We start from the raw sequence: 19,118 nt of genomic DNA, 5'->3' as shown, positions 1-19,118 counted from the left end.
TTAAAAGGTTTTATAGTATTATCATTTTGATGAAATAAAAATCTTTACGATTTAAATTTCGACCAATAATTTCTTAGCTATAATACTGCGCTTTAAGCTCTTTAACTTTTGCGTCAGATAAATACTCATCATAGCTCATATAGCGGTCAATGATACCTTTAGGGGTTAATTCAATGATTCTGTTACAAACAGTAGATAATAATTCATGGTCATGAGAAGAAAGTAAAATAGTACCCTTAAAATTTGTTAACGAGTTGTTAAGAGCCGTAATACTTTCCAAGTCTAAATGGTTGGTAGGCTCATCAAGAAGTAAAACATTAGCTTTAAATAACATCATTCTTGAAAACATACAACGCATTTTTTCACCTCCCGAAAGAACTTTGCAAGATTTTAAAGCTTCATCACCACTAAATAGCATTTTACCTAAAAATCCTCGGATATATTCTTCATGTCTTTCCTCATCTGTATTCACATACTGACGAAGCCAATCTACAAGGTTATCGTCCGATTGAAAATATTTAGTATTATCTAAAGGAAGGTAACTTTGCTTAGTAGTTATACCCCAAGAATAACTCCCTTTATCAGGTTCTGACTCTCCGGATAATATTTGAAAAAATTCGGTAATAGCCAAAGAATTTCTGGAAAGAACGGCAACTTTATCCCCCTTTTTTAGGTTCAAGTCAATATTGCTGAATAACAATTCACTATCTTTAGTTTTTTCCAATCCTTTAACGTCCAATATTTGATCCCCGGCTTCACGTTCTTGTTCAAAAATAATTGCCGGATATCTTCTTGAAGACGGCTTGATATCTTCAATATTCAATTTTTCGATCATTTTTTTACGAGCCGTGGCCTGTTTTGCTTTAGCAACATTAGAACTAAACCTAGAAATAAACTCTTGAAGTTCTTTCTTTTTTTCCTCAGCCTTTTTGTTTTGTTGAGCTCTTTGACGGGCAGCTAATTGACTGGCCTCATACCAAAAAGAATAGTTACCGGTATATAAATTTAATTTTCCGAAATCTAAATCGCAGGTATGAGTACAAACTGCATCCAAAAAGTGACGGTCGTGCGAAACAACAATTACAGTATTTTCGTATCCCGCCAAGAAATCTTCTAACCAAGATATGGTTTCAATGTCTAAATCATTCGTAGGCTCATCAAGAATAAGAACATCAGGATTTCCGAATAAAGCTTGAGCAAGTAATACTCTTACTTTGCCAGCATTTTCCAATTCAGACATCATTTTATAATGTGCATCGTCTTTTATTCCAAGATTAGATAATAAAGTTCCAGCGTCAGACTCAGCATTCCATCCCCCCATTTCTTCATAAATAATACCTAGTTCTCCCGCTTTAACTCCATCTTCATCAGAAAAATCAGGTTTGGCATATAAAGCATCCATTTCCTCCTTTATGTGGAAAAGCTTCTGATTCCCTTTAATAACCGTTTCCAGTACAGGATATGCATCATAAGCAAAGTGATTTTGTTCCAATACAGACATCCTTTTATCTGTTTCAAGGCTTACACTTCCTGTAGTCGGTTCAACATCGCCGGATAGAATTTTCAAAAATGTAGATTTTCCTGCTCCATTAGCTCCAATAATTCCATAACAGTTTCCTTTCGTAAATTTTACATTAACCTCATCAAAGAGTACTCTTTTTCCAAATTGTAAAGATAAATTTGATACTGTAAGCATATACTTTAATAAATTTGTACAAAAGTAGTAAGAAAAACTTTGATTATGAAATTTGAAAATAAAGTAAATATACTGAATAGAAAAGCTAGATTTAACTATGAATTATTGGATAAATATGAGGCAGGAATAGTTTTACATGGTACTGAGATAAAATCTATTAGATTAGGGAAAGCAAGTATTGCAGAGAGTTTTTGTCAGATTATTAATGGCGAATTATATGTAATAAATATGACCATTGACGAATATTATTACGGAACTCGTTATAATCATACAATAAAAAGGGAAAGAAAACTGTTATTACATAAAAAGGAAATTAACAAACTGTTAAGAAAAACTAAAGAAACAGGATTAACGATTGTTCCTACAAAATTGTATATCAATGAAAAAGGAATTGCGAAGATCCAAGTATATCTTGCGAAAGGGAAAAAATTATATGACAAAAGAGAAGCGATAAAAGAAAGAGAATCCAAACGAAATATTAACAGAATGGTAAAGAAATATTAATTTTTTCTTGGGAGTTAGATAATAAAAATGTTACTTTGCAACCTAAAAATTAGATTTTTATATATGAAAAAGTTCAATTTGTTACTTACAGGATTGGCTACAACGTTAGCAACTACTGTATTTGCTCAAAACATTTCGGATAAGTGGTATATCGGGATTGGAGCTCATGCGGTAGACTATACTTCTGTTCGTGGTATCTTTGACGGATATTTTGATACCGATGATTATAGTATTGTACCACCGTTGTCTAAATTAACAGTAGCTAGAAGCATAGCTAAAAACTTTGCAGTTGACTTGCAAGCTTCAATTGGAGAAATAGACAATAAGAGATTAAAAATTAAAGATGAATTCTTTGTTTTAGCAGGATTAGGTATTAGATATACCCCATTAAGTGAATCCAAATCTTTAAAATGGTTAGATCCATACGTTAGAGTAGGAGCAAATTACCACAAATATTCTTATAAAGGAATTAAAATCGTTGAAAACGACCCAACTACTCACTTAGACGCTTACGATGATGATTATAATCCTAAGAAAAATTATAAACTTGGAGGTAAATTTACAGGAAAAGATGATATGTTTGTATTAAATGGAGGTGTTGGTATTAACTTTTGGTTAACAAAAAACTTTGGTTTAAACATTGAATCACAATATAACTGGGTAACTAATCAGTCAAAAGATTATTCAGATTTCTTCCAACATTCAGCTTCAATCATATTCAAATTTGGAGCGAAAAAAGAAGAGCCACTTCCGCCGCCTCCACCTGTTGAAGCACCAAGTGATAGAGATGGGGACGGTATTCCAGACGATCAAGACAGATGTCCGGATACACCTGGATTACCACAATTCCAAGGATGTCCTGATACAGATGGAGACGGTATTCCGGACGATCAAGACAGATGTCCGAATGCAGCAGGACCTGCACAATTCCAAGGATGTCCTGATACAGACGGCGACGGTATTCCTGACGTAGACGATGGTTGTCCAACCGTAAAAGGACCAATTGAAAACAACGGTTGTCCTTGGGAAACGAAAGACGTTACTTTCAGATTAAAAAATATCAACTTTGAATTTAACAGTTCTAAATTAACAGCAGAATCTTTACCATTAGTAAAAGATGCAGCTAAATTATTAAAAGATGAAAGTTTTGATGGTAAAAAATTCTTTGTAGACGGACATACCGACAGAGTAGGATCTGTAGCCGTAAACAATAGAATATCAAAACAAAGAGCACAATCCGTAGTTAACGAATTAGTTAATGAAGGTGTAGAAAAAGATAGATTGATAGCTAGAGGCTTTGGAAAAACAGAATTATTATGTAAACAAGCAGATATCAATACTAAAAAAGACGAAGAAGGAAATATACTATATCCTGACCAAGAATCTTGTGACAGATCTAATAGAAGAGTGGTAGTTTTAGATCAAGCAGGAGATAAAGTTTCCGTAACTAAAGAAGTGAAAATTAAGAAATAATTGATCTACAAATAAAAAAACCATCCTTATTAGGATGGTTTTTTTATATATTGGAATAGAATTTGTTTAGTAGAATAAAATAAATCATAGTAGTAAGAAATTAATATGAAAAAATTTAAATTATTGATTACAATAGGAGCTGTTATAATGGCCATTGTAACTAAAGCTCAAAATACTACAGAAAAGTGGTATGTAGGGATAGGGATGCATGCTACTGACCATACGTCAGTGCGTGGTATCTTTGACGGATATTTTGATACCGATGATTATAGTTTTTCTTTTCCATTATCAAAATTAACTGTAGCAAGAAGTATTGGTAAAAACTTTGCAGTTGATTTACAAGCTTCAATAAGTGATATGGATAACAAAAGATTAAAAATAAAAGACGAATTTTTTGTTTTAGCAGGTTTAGGTCTTAGATTTACTCCACTTAGTGAGTCAAAATCATTAAGATGGCTGGACCCATATGTGAGAGTAGGTGCCAACTATCACAAATATTCTTATAAAGGAATTAAAATTGTTGAGGATGATCCATCTACTCACTTAGACGCTTATGATGATGATTATAACTCAGATAAAAATTATAAGTTAGGAGGTAAATTTACAGGAAAAGATGATATGTTTGTGTTAAACGGTGGTGTAGGTATTAACTTTTGGTTTACCAGAAACTTTGGTTTAAACATAGAATCTCAATATAACTGGGTAACTAATCAATCAAAAGATTATTCTGACTTCTTTCAACACTCAGCATCTTTAATATTTAAATTTGGAGCTAAGAAAGAACAACCATTACCACCACCTCCGGTAGCACCGAGCGATAGAGATGGAGACGGTATACCAGATGATCAAGACAGATGTCCGGATACACCTGGATTACCACAATTCCAAGGATGTCCTGATACAGATGGAGACGGTATTCCGGACGATCAAGACAGATGTCCGAATGCAGCAGGACCAGCACAATTCCAAGGATGTCCTGACACAGATGGAGACGGTATCCCTGATATTGATGATAATTGTCCAACAGTAAAAGGACCAGTTGATAATAATGGTTGTCCTTGGGAAACTAAAGACGTTACATTCAAATTAAAAAATATCAACTTTGAATTTAACAGCTCTAAATTAACAGCAGAATCTTTACCATTAGTTAACGATGCTGCAAAAATGTTAAATGACGGAAGTTTTGATGGTAAAAAATTCTTTGTAGACGGACATACCGACAGAGTAGGTTCTGTAGCCGTAAACAATAGAATATCAAAACAAAGAGCACAATCTGTAGTTAACGAATTAGTTAAAAATGGAGTAAGCAAAGATAGATTGATAGCAAGAGGATTCGGTAAATCAGAATTGTTATGTAAACAACATGATATCAATGCTAAGAAAGACGATAAAGGAAATATTCTTTATCCGGATCAAGAAACTTGTGATAGAGAAAACAGAAGAGTTGTGATCTTAGATCAAACCGGTTCAAAAGTATCAATTACAGAAGAAGTTAAAGTAAAAACTCCTAGTCACAGAAGAAGATAATTTACTAAACAAACTTTTATAATAAAAAAGTCATCCAAATCTTGGATGACTTTTTTTATTAATTACTTATAAATGCTTTATAGAATTATACAAACATTTAAAATGATTTATAAAAAAATAATAGCTGTTAAAGATATTTTAAAGATAAAAAATAAGCTCATTTAAAATGTTTTTTTAATAGGGATAATACCGGTTAACAAAATCTATTTTAGTTAACTTTGTAATTAAATTATAAATAACGTGAAAATAATAGCAGTTATTCCTGCAAGATATGCAGCCTCTCGTTTCCCTGCAAAGCTGATGGGTATGTTAGGGGAAAAAACAGTCATTCGGTCAACCTATGAAAATGCAATCAAAACCAATCTTTTTTCAGATGTATTTGTAGTAACTGATTCCGAAATCATTCATAATGAAATTACCAGAAACGGAGGTAAAGCCATTATGAGTAAAAAGGAACATGAGACAGGAAGTGATCGAATTGCAGAAGCTGTTGAAAATTTAGACTGCGATATCATCATAAACATACAAGGAGATGAACCTTTTGTAAAAACCGAACCGTTAGCAAGGCTAATTGAAGTATTTAAGAAAGATCAAGAAAATAAAATAGATGTTGCTACCTTGATTCGTAAAATGGACGATTGGAATTTAATTGAAGATTCTAATTATGTAAAAGTAGTTAAAGACCAAAATGACTTTGCACTATATTTTTCGCGTTCAGTTATACCATATCCTCGAGAAAAATCATTTCAGGCGGATTACTATGAGCATGTAGGCGTATATGCTTTTCGTAAACAAGCCTTACTAGATTTTGCAAAATTACCGATGTTACAAAACGAACAAGCAGAAAAGGTTGAGTGCATACGATATTTAGAATATGGCATGAAAATTAAAGTAATAGAGACTGATTTTGTAGGAGTTGAAATAGACACTCCGGAGGATTTGGAAAAAGCAAATGAAATATTAAAAAAACAGATAAACGAGAAAAATTAAAAATATGAAATTCAGAAATTTCCCAATGGTTCCCCGTGTAATTTATGGACGTGGAAGCTTTGATCAAACTTCAGAAATTATTGAAGAGAAAAGAAATAAAGATTATCCATTTATTTTTTTAGTAGATAAAGTGTTTGAAGGAAAAGAATTAGCAAAAAGAATTCCCTTAAAAGGAAAAGATAAAATTATATTTATAGATACTACTGATGAACCCAAAACCAAAGGAATTGATGCGATTAGAGATTCATTAAAAGAGGAATATGGAACTGTTTCCGGAGTTATTGGTATAGGTGGAGGAAGTGTAATGGATTCGGCAAAAGCTGTTGCAATCATGATGAATAGTGAAGGGTCTTCTTCGCAATATCAAGGGTGGGATTTAGTGAAAAATCCGGCTGTATATCATGTAGGTATACCAACAATTAGTGGTACAGGTGCAGAAGTTTCCAGAACTTGTATATTAACCGGACCGGAAAGAAAATTAGGTATTAATTCAGACTTTACCCCTTTTGATCAAGTCATATTGGATCCTTCTTTAGTAAAAGGAGTAGAAAAAAATCAAGCTTTTTTTACCGGTATGGATTGTTATATTCATTGCATTGAGTCTTTAACAGGAACATATCTTAATGCTTTCAGCAAAAGTTATGGAGAAAAAGCATTAGAACTTTGCCAAAAAGTATATGTTCATAAATCTGAATGGGATGATGAGTCTGATGAAGATTTAATGATGGCATCTTGGCATGGAGGAATGAGCATCGCTTATTCACAAGTAGGAATTGCTCATGCGGTGAGTTACGGACTTTCTTATTTACTAGGAACTCATCATGGAGTAGGTAATTGCATTGTTTTTGACCGATTAGAAGAGTATTATCCTGAAGGAGTTAAGGAATTTAAATATATGGTTGAAAAAAATCAGATTGAAATTCCACAAGGTGTATGCAAAGGATTATCTGATGAACAATTCAATACCATGATTAATGTTTCTTATGGAATGGCTCCGCTTTGGGAAAATGCATTAGGTAAAGATTGGCAGAAAATAATGACTAAAGAAAAATTAAGAGCACTTTACGAAGAAATGTAATACCATTACTCGAAAGATAATAATTCAATTAATGCAAAGATATAAATTGAAGAAAAATGTAATTCCAGGATAACTTTATAGTTGCCTGGAATTTTTTTACAGTCAACCCATTTTAATTTTTATATGAAGAAACTTTTTTTTGTTTTGCTGATATTCCTTTTGAACATATGTTATTCTCAGACGGTAGAAGAAATAATTAAAAAGCATTTGGAAGTTACCGGAGGAACAGATCATTGGAAAGAATTGAATTCAATAATAATTAAAGGAGATATAATTTTAGGATTAAATGAGTCATATCCTATAGAAATTTATCAGCAGAGACCGAATCTTAATAAAACTTGTATAGAAATACAAGGAAAAAAAATTATTTTAAATGCTTACAACGGAAAGAAAGCTATACAATATAACTTTCAAACGAATTCCCTTGAAGAAGATAATAATTACGTTCCTGAAGCATTTGAATCAGATTTAATTGATTATTCTGCAAAAGGGTTTCTTCCTATATTTCTCGGAGAAGAACGTATTGATAATAAGAATTGTTATAAAATTAAGCTAACTAATAACAGAGAATCAGAAATTTATTATTTTGATAAAACCAGCTATCAATTAATTAGAGAAGATACTTCAAATGAAAGTAAATTATATTCAAACTTTAAATTAGTCTCTGGACTAATCTTTCCGTATCGTTTGGTTGTTAAAAACAAGGAGGATGACTCAGAATTTATTCTTGTATTTAAATCGCTTGAAATTAACAAGATCATTCCTGAAAAAGAATTTAAATTTTAAGAATAAAGAAAAATTTAAAGCACTCTCATAAATATATAAAAGAGTGCTTTATTTATTTTAGCTTAAAGGATTACTTCTTAATAACATTTTTGGATATAGAATTACCATTCCCCGTAATATTTATGGTATATATACCCGCAGGATAATTAGTAAGATCTATAGAAAAAAGCTTATTTTTTTCAACTTTTGAAAATAATAAGCTACCGGCCAAATTATAAACTTTAACGTGGCTTGTATTTCCTCTAAATTGAATAACACCTAAATCGATAGTAAAAACTCCTTCAGAAGGATTAGGGAAAACTTTAAATGTTGAGGTTTCTGAAAAATTTTCATCGGTTTGGAGTTGCTTATAATTCAAACTGCATAAATTCAAAGAAAAAGAATTTAATGTACCAACATCGTTAGCATAATGATCTGCTACTCCTAATAGCCATTCACCGCTATATTTTTTCTTATAAAGTGAATGAATTGCATTACGAGGTTTAATCGTACCTGTAGTAGGAGAAGAACAGTTTACGGCAGCTCCGTTATCATCAAAAGTAACTTTTAAATCTGAATAATATTCACATGAATGATTCCATAAAACAGTTGATTTATAATCCGGACCGGAGTCTTGTAAAACGATGTATAAATCATTAATATTTGGATGATCTATATCAACAGATACCTGTAAATTAATTAATTCATCATAATTCTCATTTTCAGGAATAATAATTCCCATGGTAGCAAAATCAGAATTTAAATGATCACCATTTCCGTCAGGAATCGGAATCGGAGAAAAGTTTGGCATATATTTTTTACAAATTACTTCCGATTCATACCCTATTGAAAAATATTCGGTTAAGGCAAAATAAATATTATTACTAGCCTCAATCATTAATTTTGCTTTTTTAGCAACAAGATCAACAGGTAAATCCACAGTTGCATTTCCCGAATTAGGAATATGATCAGCCAGAGGAGTAATAGTTTGCCCCTCATCCGTAACTAATGAAATATTCACATATTGTGTATTAAATGGCTGTGCTGTTGTATTAGCAACATTCCATGCTACTTTAATTGAACTTCCTTTCTTAGCAATATAATCAGCGGTAGGAAATGTTGCGATAAATGGCCCCCCGCTATCAGAAACCATAACTTCTTTAGTAACAATCTTAGTCTGAGGTTTATTAAGATTATTGTCACGCACGGTTACAGTAAAATTTAGGACTCTTTTGACGTTAGAAACAGTCTCCCAAGTATTTGGAGAGTAACTATCGGTAGTTAAAGCGGGAAAATATCTTCTGGTAGATGAAGTCGGTATAAAAGATCTGAATATAGGACCGGATCTTTGTGAAGAATCGACTCGAATAACATTCTTACGAGCATTATCAATTTGTTCCCAACAAAAAGTCAGCTCATCCCCGTCAGGATCTGTTGTTCCTTCTGCATCCAAGTAAAACCGTGTCCCTATAGGAATGGTCACACTAGAGGGACCTACATTTACTACGGGGGGATGATTAGGAATTTGATTGATTGTTCCACAGATTTTACGCTGTAGATTTCTATTAATTTGCTGAATACTTGCAGAATGAAAATAAGCATCCGAACTTAATTGTACATTGGCAGATGTAATACCGGCATATCCCATTATTGTACTTCCGCTTCCCGGTTCAATATTAACCCCTTTATTTTCAAGCCAACACGAAAAAGTATGATTAGCTCCCAGCTGATGTCCCATTTCATGAGCTACGTAATCAATATCAAAATGATCTCCTGACGGATTGTTATTTGAGGGAGAAGTTATCCCACTACCTTTTCCTAAAGAAGTGGGAATTCCATTTTGATCCATCAAAGGACTGACACAAATACACCCTATGCACCCGGCATTTCCTCCTCCACCATTACCGCCAAAAAGATGGCCAATATCATAGTTATTTTCTCCAACCACAGCTGTTAATGTTCTTTGAAGTTCAATATTCCAGATATCCATTAAAGAAGAATCGGAATAAGGGTCCGTATTTGGATCTTCATAAATAAGAGAAATATTATTAATCATTTTAAGATTTACAGCTAGATCTTTTTCCAAAATACCATTCACTCGGGTTAAGGTGATATTTATTTGTTGTAAAGCTCCGGTTACGCTACCAAAATGTTGAGTATATTCACCGGTTACTGAAAGAGCTAATCTATATGTGCGAAATTTTCGATCACTCGATATAATTTTATAGGAACTTGATTCTTCCGAATTAATTTCATCAACCGTATTACAATTAAAATCATTAAATATATTTTCCTTTCTAATACGAACTGAATAAACTTCTCCATCGGTTGTATAAGGATCAATGAGCTGAATGCTACCTGTATTATCCATAATCATTGAATTGAACTGATTGGGAGAAATACTAAATCGAATATATTTATTTGTATCGTCTAAACCGATTCCTGCGTATGAATACAATTCGTATTTATTTTCAATTTCTTCATCCATTACAGGAGCATGATAAACCGAAAATCTTTCTATTTTTCCTTCGGATGTTGGAACGTATACTATTGCAGGAGCATGGTTAGTACCTCTTAATGAGGCCGAATTTAATTGTTTTTTCAAAGAATAAAAATCAACGGTATATAGTTCTTCAATAGGTAAATTGATATTTTCACTTTTTATCTTCTTTCCTGTTAAGCTTGTTCTCTTCCAATAATTTTGTGCTGAAAGAGGAATACTGAACATAAAAACACTAATAATTAATAAGAAAATTTTCATGTATTTCTATTTTTTATGTTATTGTAAAAACAAAAATATATATTATAAATTAATAAGCAATAATATTAATGTTTATTTATGATTATTAATTATAAAATTATAAATTATAATTTTGCTATTAACATTTTTTAAAAAAGAGATAAAATGAAAGCGGTTTTTTTTGATTTATAGTATAGTATAAAACAAAATCATCAAGGTAAAAAATATAATAAAGTCAATAAATGGGGGTGTTTAATTTTAAGAGATAAAATTAGTCTATTTGTTAAAAATAAGGTATATGGAGTTTCAAATTATTTTAAAATGAGAAATTATTCATTGAGAAGTAACTTATATCGCCTTTTAATAAAATGAAAACCTTATTATAAATTAAAATTACATAAATATTCTTGCCCAGCTTTCTTTAAGAGGAAGTCTAAATTTTTCTTCAAATTCTTTAGAAGTACTTATAGCAAGGTTATAAATATAGGTTTCAGGAGAAATTTGAGCGGATTTGATTTTTTCCTTGAAAGAATTCATAGGAACAGTAGTAATTTCCCCTTTATCATCTTCATAGCTTACCCATAATCGGTTTAAAAGATCTAATTGATATTTTTGATCAATTTGTCTAATGCATTGATTCAATTTATCGATAGAACATCCGGTGGCTTTCGCTTGATTTTCATCAACCGCTATAATTATGAATTTATTTTTAATAATTGTAAGCTCAGATTTTAAATCAGCACCATGTGCCGCCCATGTTTTCAAAAAGTCAGTAAGAGTTTTGTTGATATCTTGAATTTCTTCAAGGGTAAGGAATCTTCTAGATTGAAAAATCCAGAGCTTAGAAAAATTATTCATAATATATATTAGAGGTAAACTTTACCTGTATTATTAATGTGAGAATTAGGATACAAATTTAAAAATTAATTTCTCAATTAAGAGTAAACTATTAGAAATAAATAGTAAATTTATAAAGAGTTTTGTTGTGAGTCATTAAGCTAAGCAAATTTTTCAAGAGTAGATAAAATTTAATTTAGGGCTGTATATGGATTTTGATTTTCATAGAATTAATAAAGATTTTAAAAAGATTAATACGAATATTAGAGTCTATAGTGATCTTCTTATAGAAAAATCTTTAGATGTTTGGAATATAAAAACTAAAGTTGGTTTATTCTTTTTTTCATTAGGTATTGCATTATTAGGCACCTATTTTCTTTCTCCACAAGAGTTTACTAAAGCTCAAGAATACACTCTGTTCATTCTGATGTTTTCGATACTTCTATGGGTTACCGAAGCAATCCCCCCCTTTGCTGTAGGGATTCTGATCACAGGTTTTCTCATATATACCATGGGGAATATAGAAGGATCAACAATCGATCCGAAAACTATTTCTAATACATGGTCTGATAGTGTTATATGGATTTTCTTGGGAGGATTTTTTCTTAGTGAAAGTATGAGAAAAACAGGAATAGATATTTCTTTATTTAGGGGTACCATATCTATTTTTGGTAGTAAGCCGTCGCATATGTTGTTAGGAATTATGCTAACTACTTCCTGTTTATCATTAATTATATCCAATACGGCAACATCAGCCATGATTTTGGCAGCTGTTATGCCTTTTTTAGACAGAGAAGGTAAAGATTCGCCCATGACAAAAGCAATATTAATAAGTATACCGGCTTCGGCAACTTTTGCAGGAATGGGCAGCTTAATATCTTCTCCTCCCAATTTGATTGTAGTAGACGTTTTGAAATCCAAAGGTATTGAGGTTTCTTTTTTTGATTGGATGATCTTGGGTTTGCCCGTAGCTATAGTTTTGTTATTGTTTTTTTGGATTTTGCTTAAGCAAAAATATACTTCTAAAGTTGAAAAAATTAATTTAAATTTCTTAGAAGAATTAGCCCCGATTCCCAAAAAGATCAGATTACAAAGGTTTTTTGTAATACTAATTTTATTTATAACCGTTTTCTTTTGGATGATGGGTTCAAAATTGAAAATTCCAAGTGCAGCCACTTCAGGAATTCCTATTGTTTTCCTTCCTATGTTAGGGATTATAACGGCTGAGGATATAAGAAAGCTTCCGTGGGATACTTTAATGTTGGTCGCCGGTGGATTATCACTAGGGATTGCAATAAAGGAATTGCTGGCGCCCTATTATTCCGAATTATTGGGAGATGCATCGTTTAATGAATATTTAATGATGATGATTTTTGCTGTAGTGACTGTGATTTTTTCAAACATAATGAGTAGTACGGCTACAGCAACCATCGTTATAAATATTGCTGCGGTGGTACTTCCTCCGGAACAAATACTGCCGATCGGTTTAGTAGTTGGTCTTTGTGCTTCGTGCGGACTATTCCTACCCGTGTCAACACCTCCCAATGCAATAGTATACAGTACAGGAATGCTTAAACAATCAGACTTTTATTTTGGAGGTTTTTATGCCGCAATAGTAGGAACTGTAGTAATCATGGCTTGGGTGTTATTTTTGCAAAATTTTACGGGGTATTTTGAGATGGTCTTAACAAGCAGATAAATAAAATTATATTTACTTAACATATATTTTAAGAAATATTTAAAACAATAATCTGTCAACTTGGCATATAAAGTTTTATCTTTGCAGACTATTTTTATTTTGATTTAGTAATATCCCGGTACTTTTTTTCGTAGGGAACGTTTAAATATGGAAAAAGAAATTATAGAAGGAAGACAAGGAGAAATCTTAATACAAGAAAGTTCTATTAAAAACACAAAAAAAATGTTTTTAGAAAGCTATGGTTGTCAAATGAATTTTTCTGATAGTGAAATAGTAGCTTCAATACTTAGTAACGAAGGATATAATACCACCTCTCAACTGGAAGAAGCAGATTTAGTTCTTCTCAATACTTGCTCTATTCGTGAAAAAGCAGAGCAAACGGTAAGAAAAAGACTTTCTCAATTTAATGCCATAAAAAGAAAAAAGCCGGATCTAGTTATAGGCGTTCTCGGCTGCATGGCAGAAAGATTAAAAACAAAGTTTTTGGAAGAAGAGCATTTGGTTGATCTAGTGGTAGGTCCCGATGCATACAGAGATCTTCCGAACTTATTGAAAAATACGGATGATGGAAGAAATGCCATTAATGTACTTTTATCAAAAGAAGAGACCTATGCAGATATAAGTCCGATACGCTTAGGCGGAAATGGAGTTACAGCTTTTGTGTCCATAACCCGAGGATGTGATAATATGTGTACATTCTGTGTGGTTCCTTTTACAAGAGGAAGAGAACGCAGTAGAGATCCACATTCAATTCTTAAAGAATGTAAAGAGTTGAGAGAAAACGGATATAAAGAAATTACACTTTTAGGACAAAATATAGATAGTTACTTATGGTATGGAGGAGGTCCTAAAAAAGATTTCTTAAAAGCTAGTGAATTGCAAAGGGCAACAGCGATAAATTTTGCACAATTATTGAACATGGTAGCTGAAGCTTGTCCTGAAATTAGAATAAGATTTTCAACGTCTAATCCGCAAGACATGCATGAAGAAGTATTGCACGTAATGGCTAAATATGATAACATTTGCAAATACATCCATTTACCAGTTCAAAGTGGGAGCACTACAGTTTTGCAGCGAATGAATCGTCAACACACACGTGAAGAATATATTAATTTAGTGGATAAAATAAGGGAAATCGTACCTGACTGCGCGATTTCACATGATATCATAGCAGGTTTTTGTGGAGAAACGGAAGAAGAGCATCAAGAAACCTTATCTCTAATGAAATATGCAAAATACGATTTCGGATACATGTTTGCTTATTCAGAACGTCCCGGTACGCTAGCTCATAAAAAAATGGAAGACGATGTACCTGCGGAAATAAAGTCAAGAAGACTTAAAGAAATTATAAATCTTCAACAAGAACTTTCATTAGAAAGAATGAAAACGTATACTAACAAGGTACACGAAGTTTTGATAGAGGGAACCAGTAAAAAAAGTAAAGATCAATGGTACGGAAGGATTTCTCAAAATGCAGTGGTTGTTTTTACTAAAACAGATCAAACAAAAGTTGGAGATTTTGTTAATGTATTGGTAAATGATTGCACTTCAGCTACCTTGATAGGAGAGATCGCATAACATAAATATTATGGATTCATTACAGGCAATAAAACAAAGATTCGGAATAATTGGAAATAACCTAGCACTTAACAGGGCTTTAGAAAAAGCTATGCAAGTAGCACCTACAGATATTTCTGTTTTGGTAATTGGAGAAAGCGGGGTAGGGAAAGAGTTTATTCCTAAAATAATTCATAATCTTTCACCAAGAAAACATAAACAATATATTGCTGTTAATTGTGGAGCAATTCCTGAAGGGACTATAGATTCAGAACTTTTTGGTCACGAAAAAGGAGCTTTTACGGGTGCAGATAAAGTTCGTAAAGGATATTTTGAAGTAGCAGATGGAGGAACTATTTTTTTAGATGAAGTAGGAGAATTGCCTTTGCAAACGCAAGTTCGTTTATTAAGAGTGTTGGAAAGTGGTGAATTTATGAAAGTCGGATCATCTACTATTCAAAAAACAAATATAAGAATTGTAGCTGCGACTAATGTTAATTTATTAGAAGCAATTAAAAAAGGCAGATTCAGGGAAGATTTATATTACAGGTTAAATACAGTACAGATTGATATACCTGCTTTAAGGGAAAGGAAGGATGATATTCCTTTACTCTTCAGAAAATTTGCAGTTGACTTTTCAGAAAAATATAGAATGCCTTCAGTGAGTTTATCAGAAGAAGCCATGTCCTATATTCAAAATTATTATTGGCCGGGAAATATCCGTCAATTAAGAAATTTTACCGAACAAATTACGGTGGTGGAAACCAACAGAAATTTGTCTATAGATAAGGTAAAAGAATATTTAAAAGATATTCCACAAACCACGTCTTTAGTAAACTTTTCCAAGCAAAATGAAAATCATTCCGATTTTTCCAGTGAAAGGGAAATATTATATAAGTTTTTATTTGATATGAAAAAAGATCTCAACGATTTGAAAGCGTTGACTTTAGAGCTCATTAAAAATAAAGGCGATTTGATGCTAAACTCAAATGATCAGGATCTTTTCCAACGAGTATATAAAGATTATGATATTCCTAAATCGGGAGATTCTCTTGTTTACTATGATGAAAAACCCGTCATACCGACTGTTCCTTCATCAGTTAATGAGTATCACGAAATTTTGGATGACTACGAATATGAAGATGTGTCCAACAATTCGGAATCTTTATCTTTACAAAGAAAGGAAGAGGAACTTATTAAAAAAGCTTTAGAAAAGTATAATGGAAAACGTAAATTAGCAGCAAAAGAGTTGGGAATTTCGGAAAGAACATTATATAGAAAAATAAAACAATATGATATTGAAGAATAAAATCATATTACTCATAATAGGAATTTTTTTTATATCTTTGTCCGGATGTTATTCATTCACAGGGGCTTCTTTGGATCCCGATATAAAAACTATAGAAATAAAATCATTTCCTAATTATTCAGCTTATCAAAGCCCGAATTTAAGTGTAGATTTTACTACCGCCTTACAAAGTAGATTTAATCAAAGAACGAAGCTTGTAGAGACTAATATAGATCCGGATATCATTTTAGAAGGAGAAATAACTAACTTTTCAACTAGTCCGGTAAATATACAAAGTAATTCCGACGAAGCAACGCAAAACAGATTAACGATAAGCGTTTCTGTTAGATACGAAAATAAAAAGCAGCCTGAAAAGAGTTTCGAAAAAACTTTTTCCGATTATGAAGATTATTCTAGCAAAGAATTATTGATTAACGTTCAAGATGATCTTGCCCAGAAAATCAATCAAAGAATTATTGATCAAATATTTTTAGCGATAGTAGCCGATTGGTAAATTATGGATAATAGTAGAATTATACAGTTAATAGAAAACCCTGAAAAACTTAAATTTTCCGATAAGAATTATGTGGAAGATTTAATAACTCACTATCCATTTTCTCAATCATTTCATTTAATTTATTTAAATTGGAAAAATAGATATGTATCAGAACCGTTAACTAATGAAGATATTAAAAAGGTTTCAATTTATACGAACTATCGAGAATTAATAAAAAAAACCATTGATACTAACAAGAAGTTAATAGAACCAATTACAGCAGAGGAATTGATCGATAAAAAAGAAGATGAAATTTTACAAGCAGATAATAATAAATTTGAAGAAACTATAGTTCTTGAAAATATTGTTAGTAATGAATTTATGGAAGAGGATAGCAGCTTAACCCAATTGAAAGCAATAGATTCAAATTCTGAAATTATAAATGAACAAAAAATATCCGAAGAATTAGTAAGTAACAACAATATAGAAATTGAACATATAGAAGATCATTCTAAAATTCAATTACTTTTAACTAATGAAGATAATAAGGATAATAAGAAAATCTTTTTAAACAGTGATGTCTCCTATACCAATATAGAAAAGTTAGGAATATCACATTTATTTACTTCAAGCTTAGAAAAAGAAAATGAAGAAAATTTCGAGAATAAAGAAAAAAGTACTGAAATTGAACATTCGAAAATTGAAGAAGAAGTAAAGGAAGATTTGGTTGGTAATGAAATCAATGAAATTCAGTTAAGCGAACCAAGTATTGAAAACAAACAAGAGGAAATTACTTTGGAATCGGACAAATTAACTTTTAATCAATGGATATCACTTTCCAAGCAAAAAAAAGCTTTAAAATCTGAAAAAGTAATACCACAACAAGAAAAACAAAATAGCATTATTTCAAATTTTATTGAAAATAATCCCAAGATAAAACCGGTTGCAAAAGACACGAAATATAGTAAAGACGTAGAATTTAAAAAAGAAGAAATTCAGGATATTGCAAATTTAATGACTATTACCTTAGCTCAATTATATGTAGAGCAAGGTAAATATGATACAGCCTTAACAGCTTTTAAGATATTAAGTTTGAAATATCCAGAAAAAAGTAGTTATTTTGCCTCGGAAATAAGAAGAATAAAAAAGATAAAAAATTCAAAATAATATGACAGCAGTATATGGAATACTAATGATATTTATCATTATCGCATGCGTTTTGCTAATATTAGTTGTTTTGTCGCAAAATCCAAAAGGAGGAGGTTTAAGTTCAACTTTCGGAGGTAGTGGAACACAAATGTTCGGTGTTCAGAAAACAAATGATTTTATGGAGAAGGCAACTTGGACCTTAGGAGGAGTAATAGTAGTATTGTCAATTTTTGCATCGGTATTGATTGCAAAGCCAACTATATATACATCAACTCCAACCCAAAACTCAAAACAGTCTTCAACCCCTCAACAAGAACAGGCTTTGCCTAAAACTAACGTTAAGTAAAAATATACTTGTAATAATTAACACTAAAAATAGTATTAACAAAGTTCTTAAAAATTTATTGTTGTGTTAGGAAGAAGGCAAATTAGAGAAAAAATTCTACAGGTTCTGTATGCGTATAATATAAGTGGGAATGAGTTAGAATATGTTGAAAATAGAATGTTCCAGTCTATAGATGAGATATATGATTTATATATATATCAACTAAATCTTCTATTGGCTGTGAGAGATTATGCTCTTGAAGTAATAGAAAGGAAAAAGCAAAAACGTTTTGCCACAGATGAGGAAAAAAATCCTAATCTTAAGTTTGTTAATAATAAGATATTTGAGCTGTTAGAGAAAAACAAAGCTAGAAAAGAGTATTCGGACAAACATTTAGAATTATCGTGGCATTTAAATAATAATTATCCGGCAATTATCTTTAAAAAATTTCAAACATCGCGAAGTTATTTAGAGTATATGCAAAGTAAAGAAACAGATTTTGAGTCGGAAAAAAAAGTATTGCTTAAACTGTTTTTAAAGCATATAGCAGATAATGACATCATGTATGAATGGTTTGAGGAATTAAAACTTTCTTGGGCAGATGATGTTCATATTGCCAATAATATGACCCTGAAGACTATCAAGTCTATTGAGGAAGGAGCACCCTTTGATACATTAATTCAAGTTTTAAAATCGGATGAGGGTATTTTATTTGCAAAAAATTTATTCAGGACCACGGTTAAACACTATCCGGAAAGTTTAAAATTAATTGAAAAAAGATCAAATAACTGGGAGTTGGATAGAATTGCGGAAATAGATAAAATCATATTGGCAATGGGATTTACAGAACTCAATTATTTCCCTCAAGTTCCGGCTAAAGTTGTTATTAATGAATGTATTGAATTAGCAAAAGTTTATTCTAGCGCTAAAAGTAATGTATTTATTAATGGTATTTTAGACAGATATGCTAGAGATATGAATAAAGTTTAAACAT

Annotated in this window: 16 protein-coding genes; 13 read left to right on the top strand and 3 right to left on the bottom strand. The window is 31.5% G+C overall.

Annotation, left to right across the window (positions count from 1 at the left end):
• Window positions 1-73: 73 nt before the first annotated feature.
• Entirely contained in the window at window positions 74-1,696 is a 1,623-nt protein-coding gene (locus tag C4S75_RS00615; RefSeq protein WP_105296381.1) for an ABC-F family ATP-binding cassette domain-containing protein, read from the bottom strand.
• Window positions 1,697-1,741: 45 nt separating this feature from the next.
• On the opposite strand from C4S75_RS00615, the gene smpB reads away from it, so the two are divergent.
• From smpB to C4S75_RS00585, 6 genes are all read left to right on the top strand, one after another.
• A complete protein-coding gene (smpB, locus tag C4S75_RS00610; protein WP_105296380.1) occupies window positions 1,742-2,200 on the top strand; it encodes an SsrA-binding protein SmpB in 459 nt (152 codons plus the stop codon).
• Between the two features lie 63 nt (window positions 2,201-2,263).
• Window positions 2,264-3,673 carry an OmpA family protein gene (locus tag C4S75_RS00605; protein WP_105296379.1) on the top strand — a complete coding sequence of 470 codons (1,410 nt, stop codon included), beginning with the start codon at window positions 2,264-2,266 and terminating at the stop codon, window positions 3,671-3,673.
• 105 nt (window positions 3,674-3,778) lie between these two features.
• Complete coding sequence (locus tag C4S75_RS00600; RefSeq protein WP_105296378.1) at window positions 3,779-5,200, top strand: OmpA family protein; 1,422 nt, start codon at window positions 3,779-3,781, stop codon at window positions 5,198-5,200.
• A 240-nt stretch (window positions 5,201-5,440) separates the two neighbouring features.
• A complete protein-coding gene (gene kdsB / locus C4S75_RS00595; RefSeq protein WP_105296377.1) occupies window positions 5,441-6,190 on the top strand; it encodes a 3-deoxy-manno-octulosonate cytidylyltransferase in 750 nt (249 codons plus the stop codon).
• A gap of 4 nt (window positions 6,191-6,194) precedes the next feature.
• On the top strand, window positions 6,195-7,268 hold the full coding sequence (locus C4S75_RS00590) for an iron-containing alcohol dehydrogenase family protein (RefSeq protein WP_105296376.1): 1,074 nt from the start codon (window positions 6,195-6,197) through the stop codon (window positions 7,266-7,268).
• A 123-nt stretch (window positions 7,269-7,391) separates the two neighbouring features.
• Window positions 7,392-8,054: a histidine kinase gene (locus C4S75_RS00585; RefSeq protein ID WP_105296375.1), complete on the top strand. Its 663-nt coding sequence runs from the start codon at window positions 7,392-7,394 to the stop codon at window positions 8,052-8,054.
• A gap of 70 nt (window positions 8,055-8,124) precedes the next feature.
• Here C4S75_RS00585 and C4S75_RS00580 read toward each other — a convergent pair whose 3' ends face one another.
• Complete coding sequence (locus C4S75_RS00580; protein WP_105296374.1) at window positions 8,125-10,794, bottom strand: reprolysin-like metallopeptidase; 2,670 nt, start codon at window positions 10,792-10,794, stop codon at window positions 8,125-8,127.
• Window positions 10,795-11,166: 372 nt separating this feature from the next.
• Window positions 11,167-11,631 carry a hypothetical protein gene (locus tag C4S75_RS00575; RefSeq protein WP_105296373.1) on the bottom strand — a complete coding sequence of 155 codons (465 nt, stop codon included), beginning with the start codon at window positions 11,629-11,631 and terminating at the stop codon, window positions 11,167-11,169.
• Window positions 11,632-11,818: 187 nt separating this feature from the next.
• On the opposite strand from C4S75_RS00575, the gene C4S75_RS00570 reads away from it, so the two are divergent.
• From C4S75_RS00570 to nusB, 7 genes are all read left to right on the top strand, one after another.
• Window positions 11,819-13,309 carry a DASS family sodium-coupled anion symporter gene (locus C4S75_RS00570; protein WP_105296372.1) on the top strand — a complete coding sequence of 497 codons (1,491 nt, stop codon included), beginning with the start codon at window positions 11,819-11,821 and terminating at the stop codon, window positions 13,307-13,309.
• A 147-nt stretch (window positions 13,310-13,456) separates the two neighbouring features.
• Window positions 13,457-14,887 (top strand): tRNA (N6-isopentenyl adenosine(37)-C2)-methylthiotransferase MiaB, encoded by a 1,431-nt coding sequence (gene miaB, locus C4S75_RS00565; RefSeq protein ID WP_105296371.1) that lies wholly within the window; start codon window positions 13,457-13,459, stop codon window positions 14,885-14,887.
• 10 nt (window positions 14,888-14,897) lie between these two features.
• Window positions 14,898-16,175, top strand: coding sequence for a sigma-54-dependent Fis family transcriptional regulator (locus tag C4S75_RS00560; protein WP_105296370.1), 1,278 nt, complete (start codon window positions 14,898-14,900; stop codon window positions 16,173-16,175).
• Window positions 16,159-16,668: an LptE family protein gene (locus tag C4S75_RS00555; protein WP_105296369.1), complete on the top strand. Its 510-nt coding sequence runs from the start codon at window positions 16,159-16,161 to the stop codon at window positions 16,666-16,668. The genes C4S75_RS00560 and C4S75_RS00555 overlap by 17 nt, the downstream gene beginning before the upstream one ends.
• 3 nt (window positions 16,669-16,671) lie before the next feature.
• A complete protein-coding gene (locus C4S75_RS00550) occupies window positions 16,672-17,817 on the top strand; it encodes a hypothetical protein (protein ID WP_105296368.1) in 1,146 nt (381 codons plus the stop codon).
• A gap of 1 nt (window position 17,818) precedes the next feature.
• Window positions 17,819-18,145, top strand: coding sequence for a preprotein translocase subunit SecG (gene secG, locus C4S75_RS00545; protein ID WP_105296367.1), 327 nt, complete (start codon window positions 17,819-17,821; stop codon window positions 18,143-18,145).
• A 63-nt stretch (window positions 18,146-18,208) separates the two neighbouring features.
• Window positions 18,209-19,114: a transcription antitermination factor NusB gene (gene nusB, locus C4S75_RS00540; protein ID WP_105296366.1), complete on the top strand. Its 906-nt coding sequence runs from the start codon at window positions 18,209-18,211 to the stop codon at window positions 19,112-19,114.
• Window positions 19,115-19,118: the final 4 nt, after the last annotated feature.

The sequence above is a fragment of the Apibacter sp. wkB309 genome, from assembly GCF_002964915.1.
In the GTDB taxonomy this organism is placed as follows: Bacteria; Bacteroidota; Bacteroidia; order Flavobacteriales; family Weeksellaceae; genus Apibacter.
Note: the sequence above shows the minus strand (reverse complement) of the source record. Positions and strands in the feature narration are given on the sequence as shown.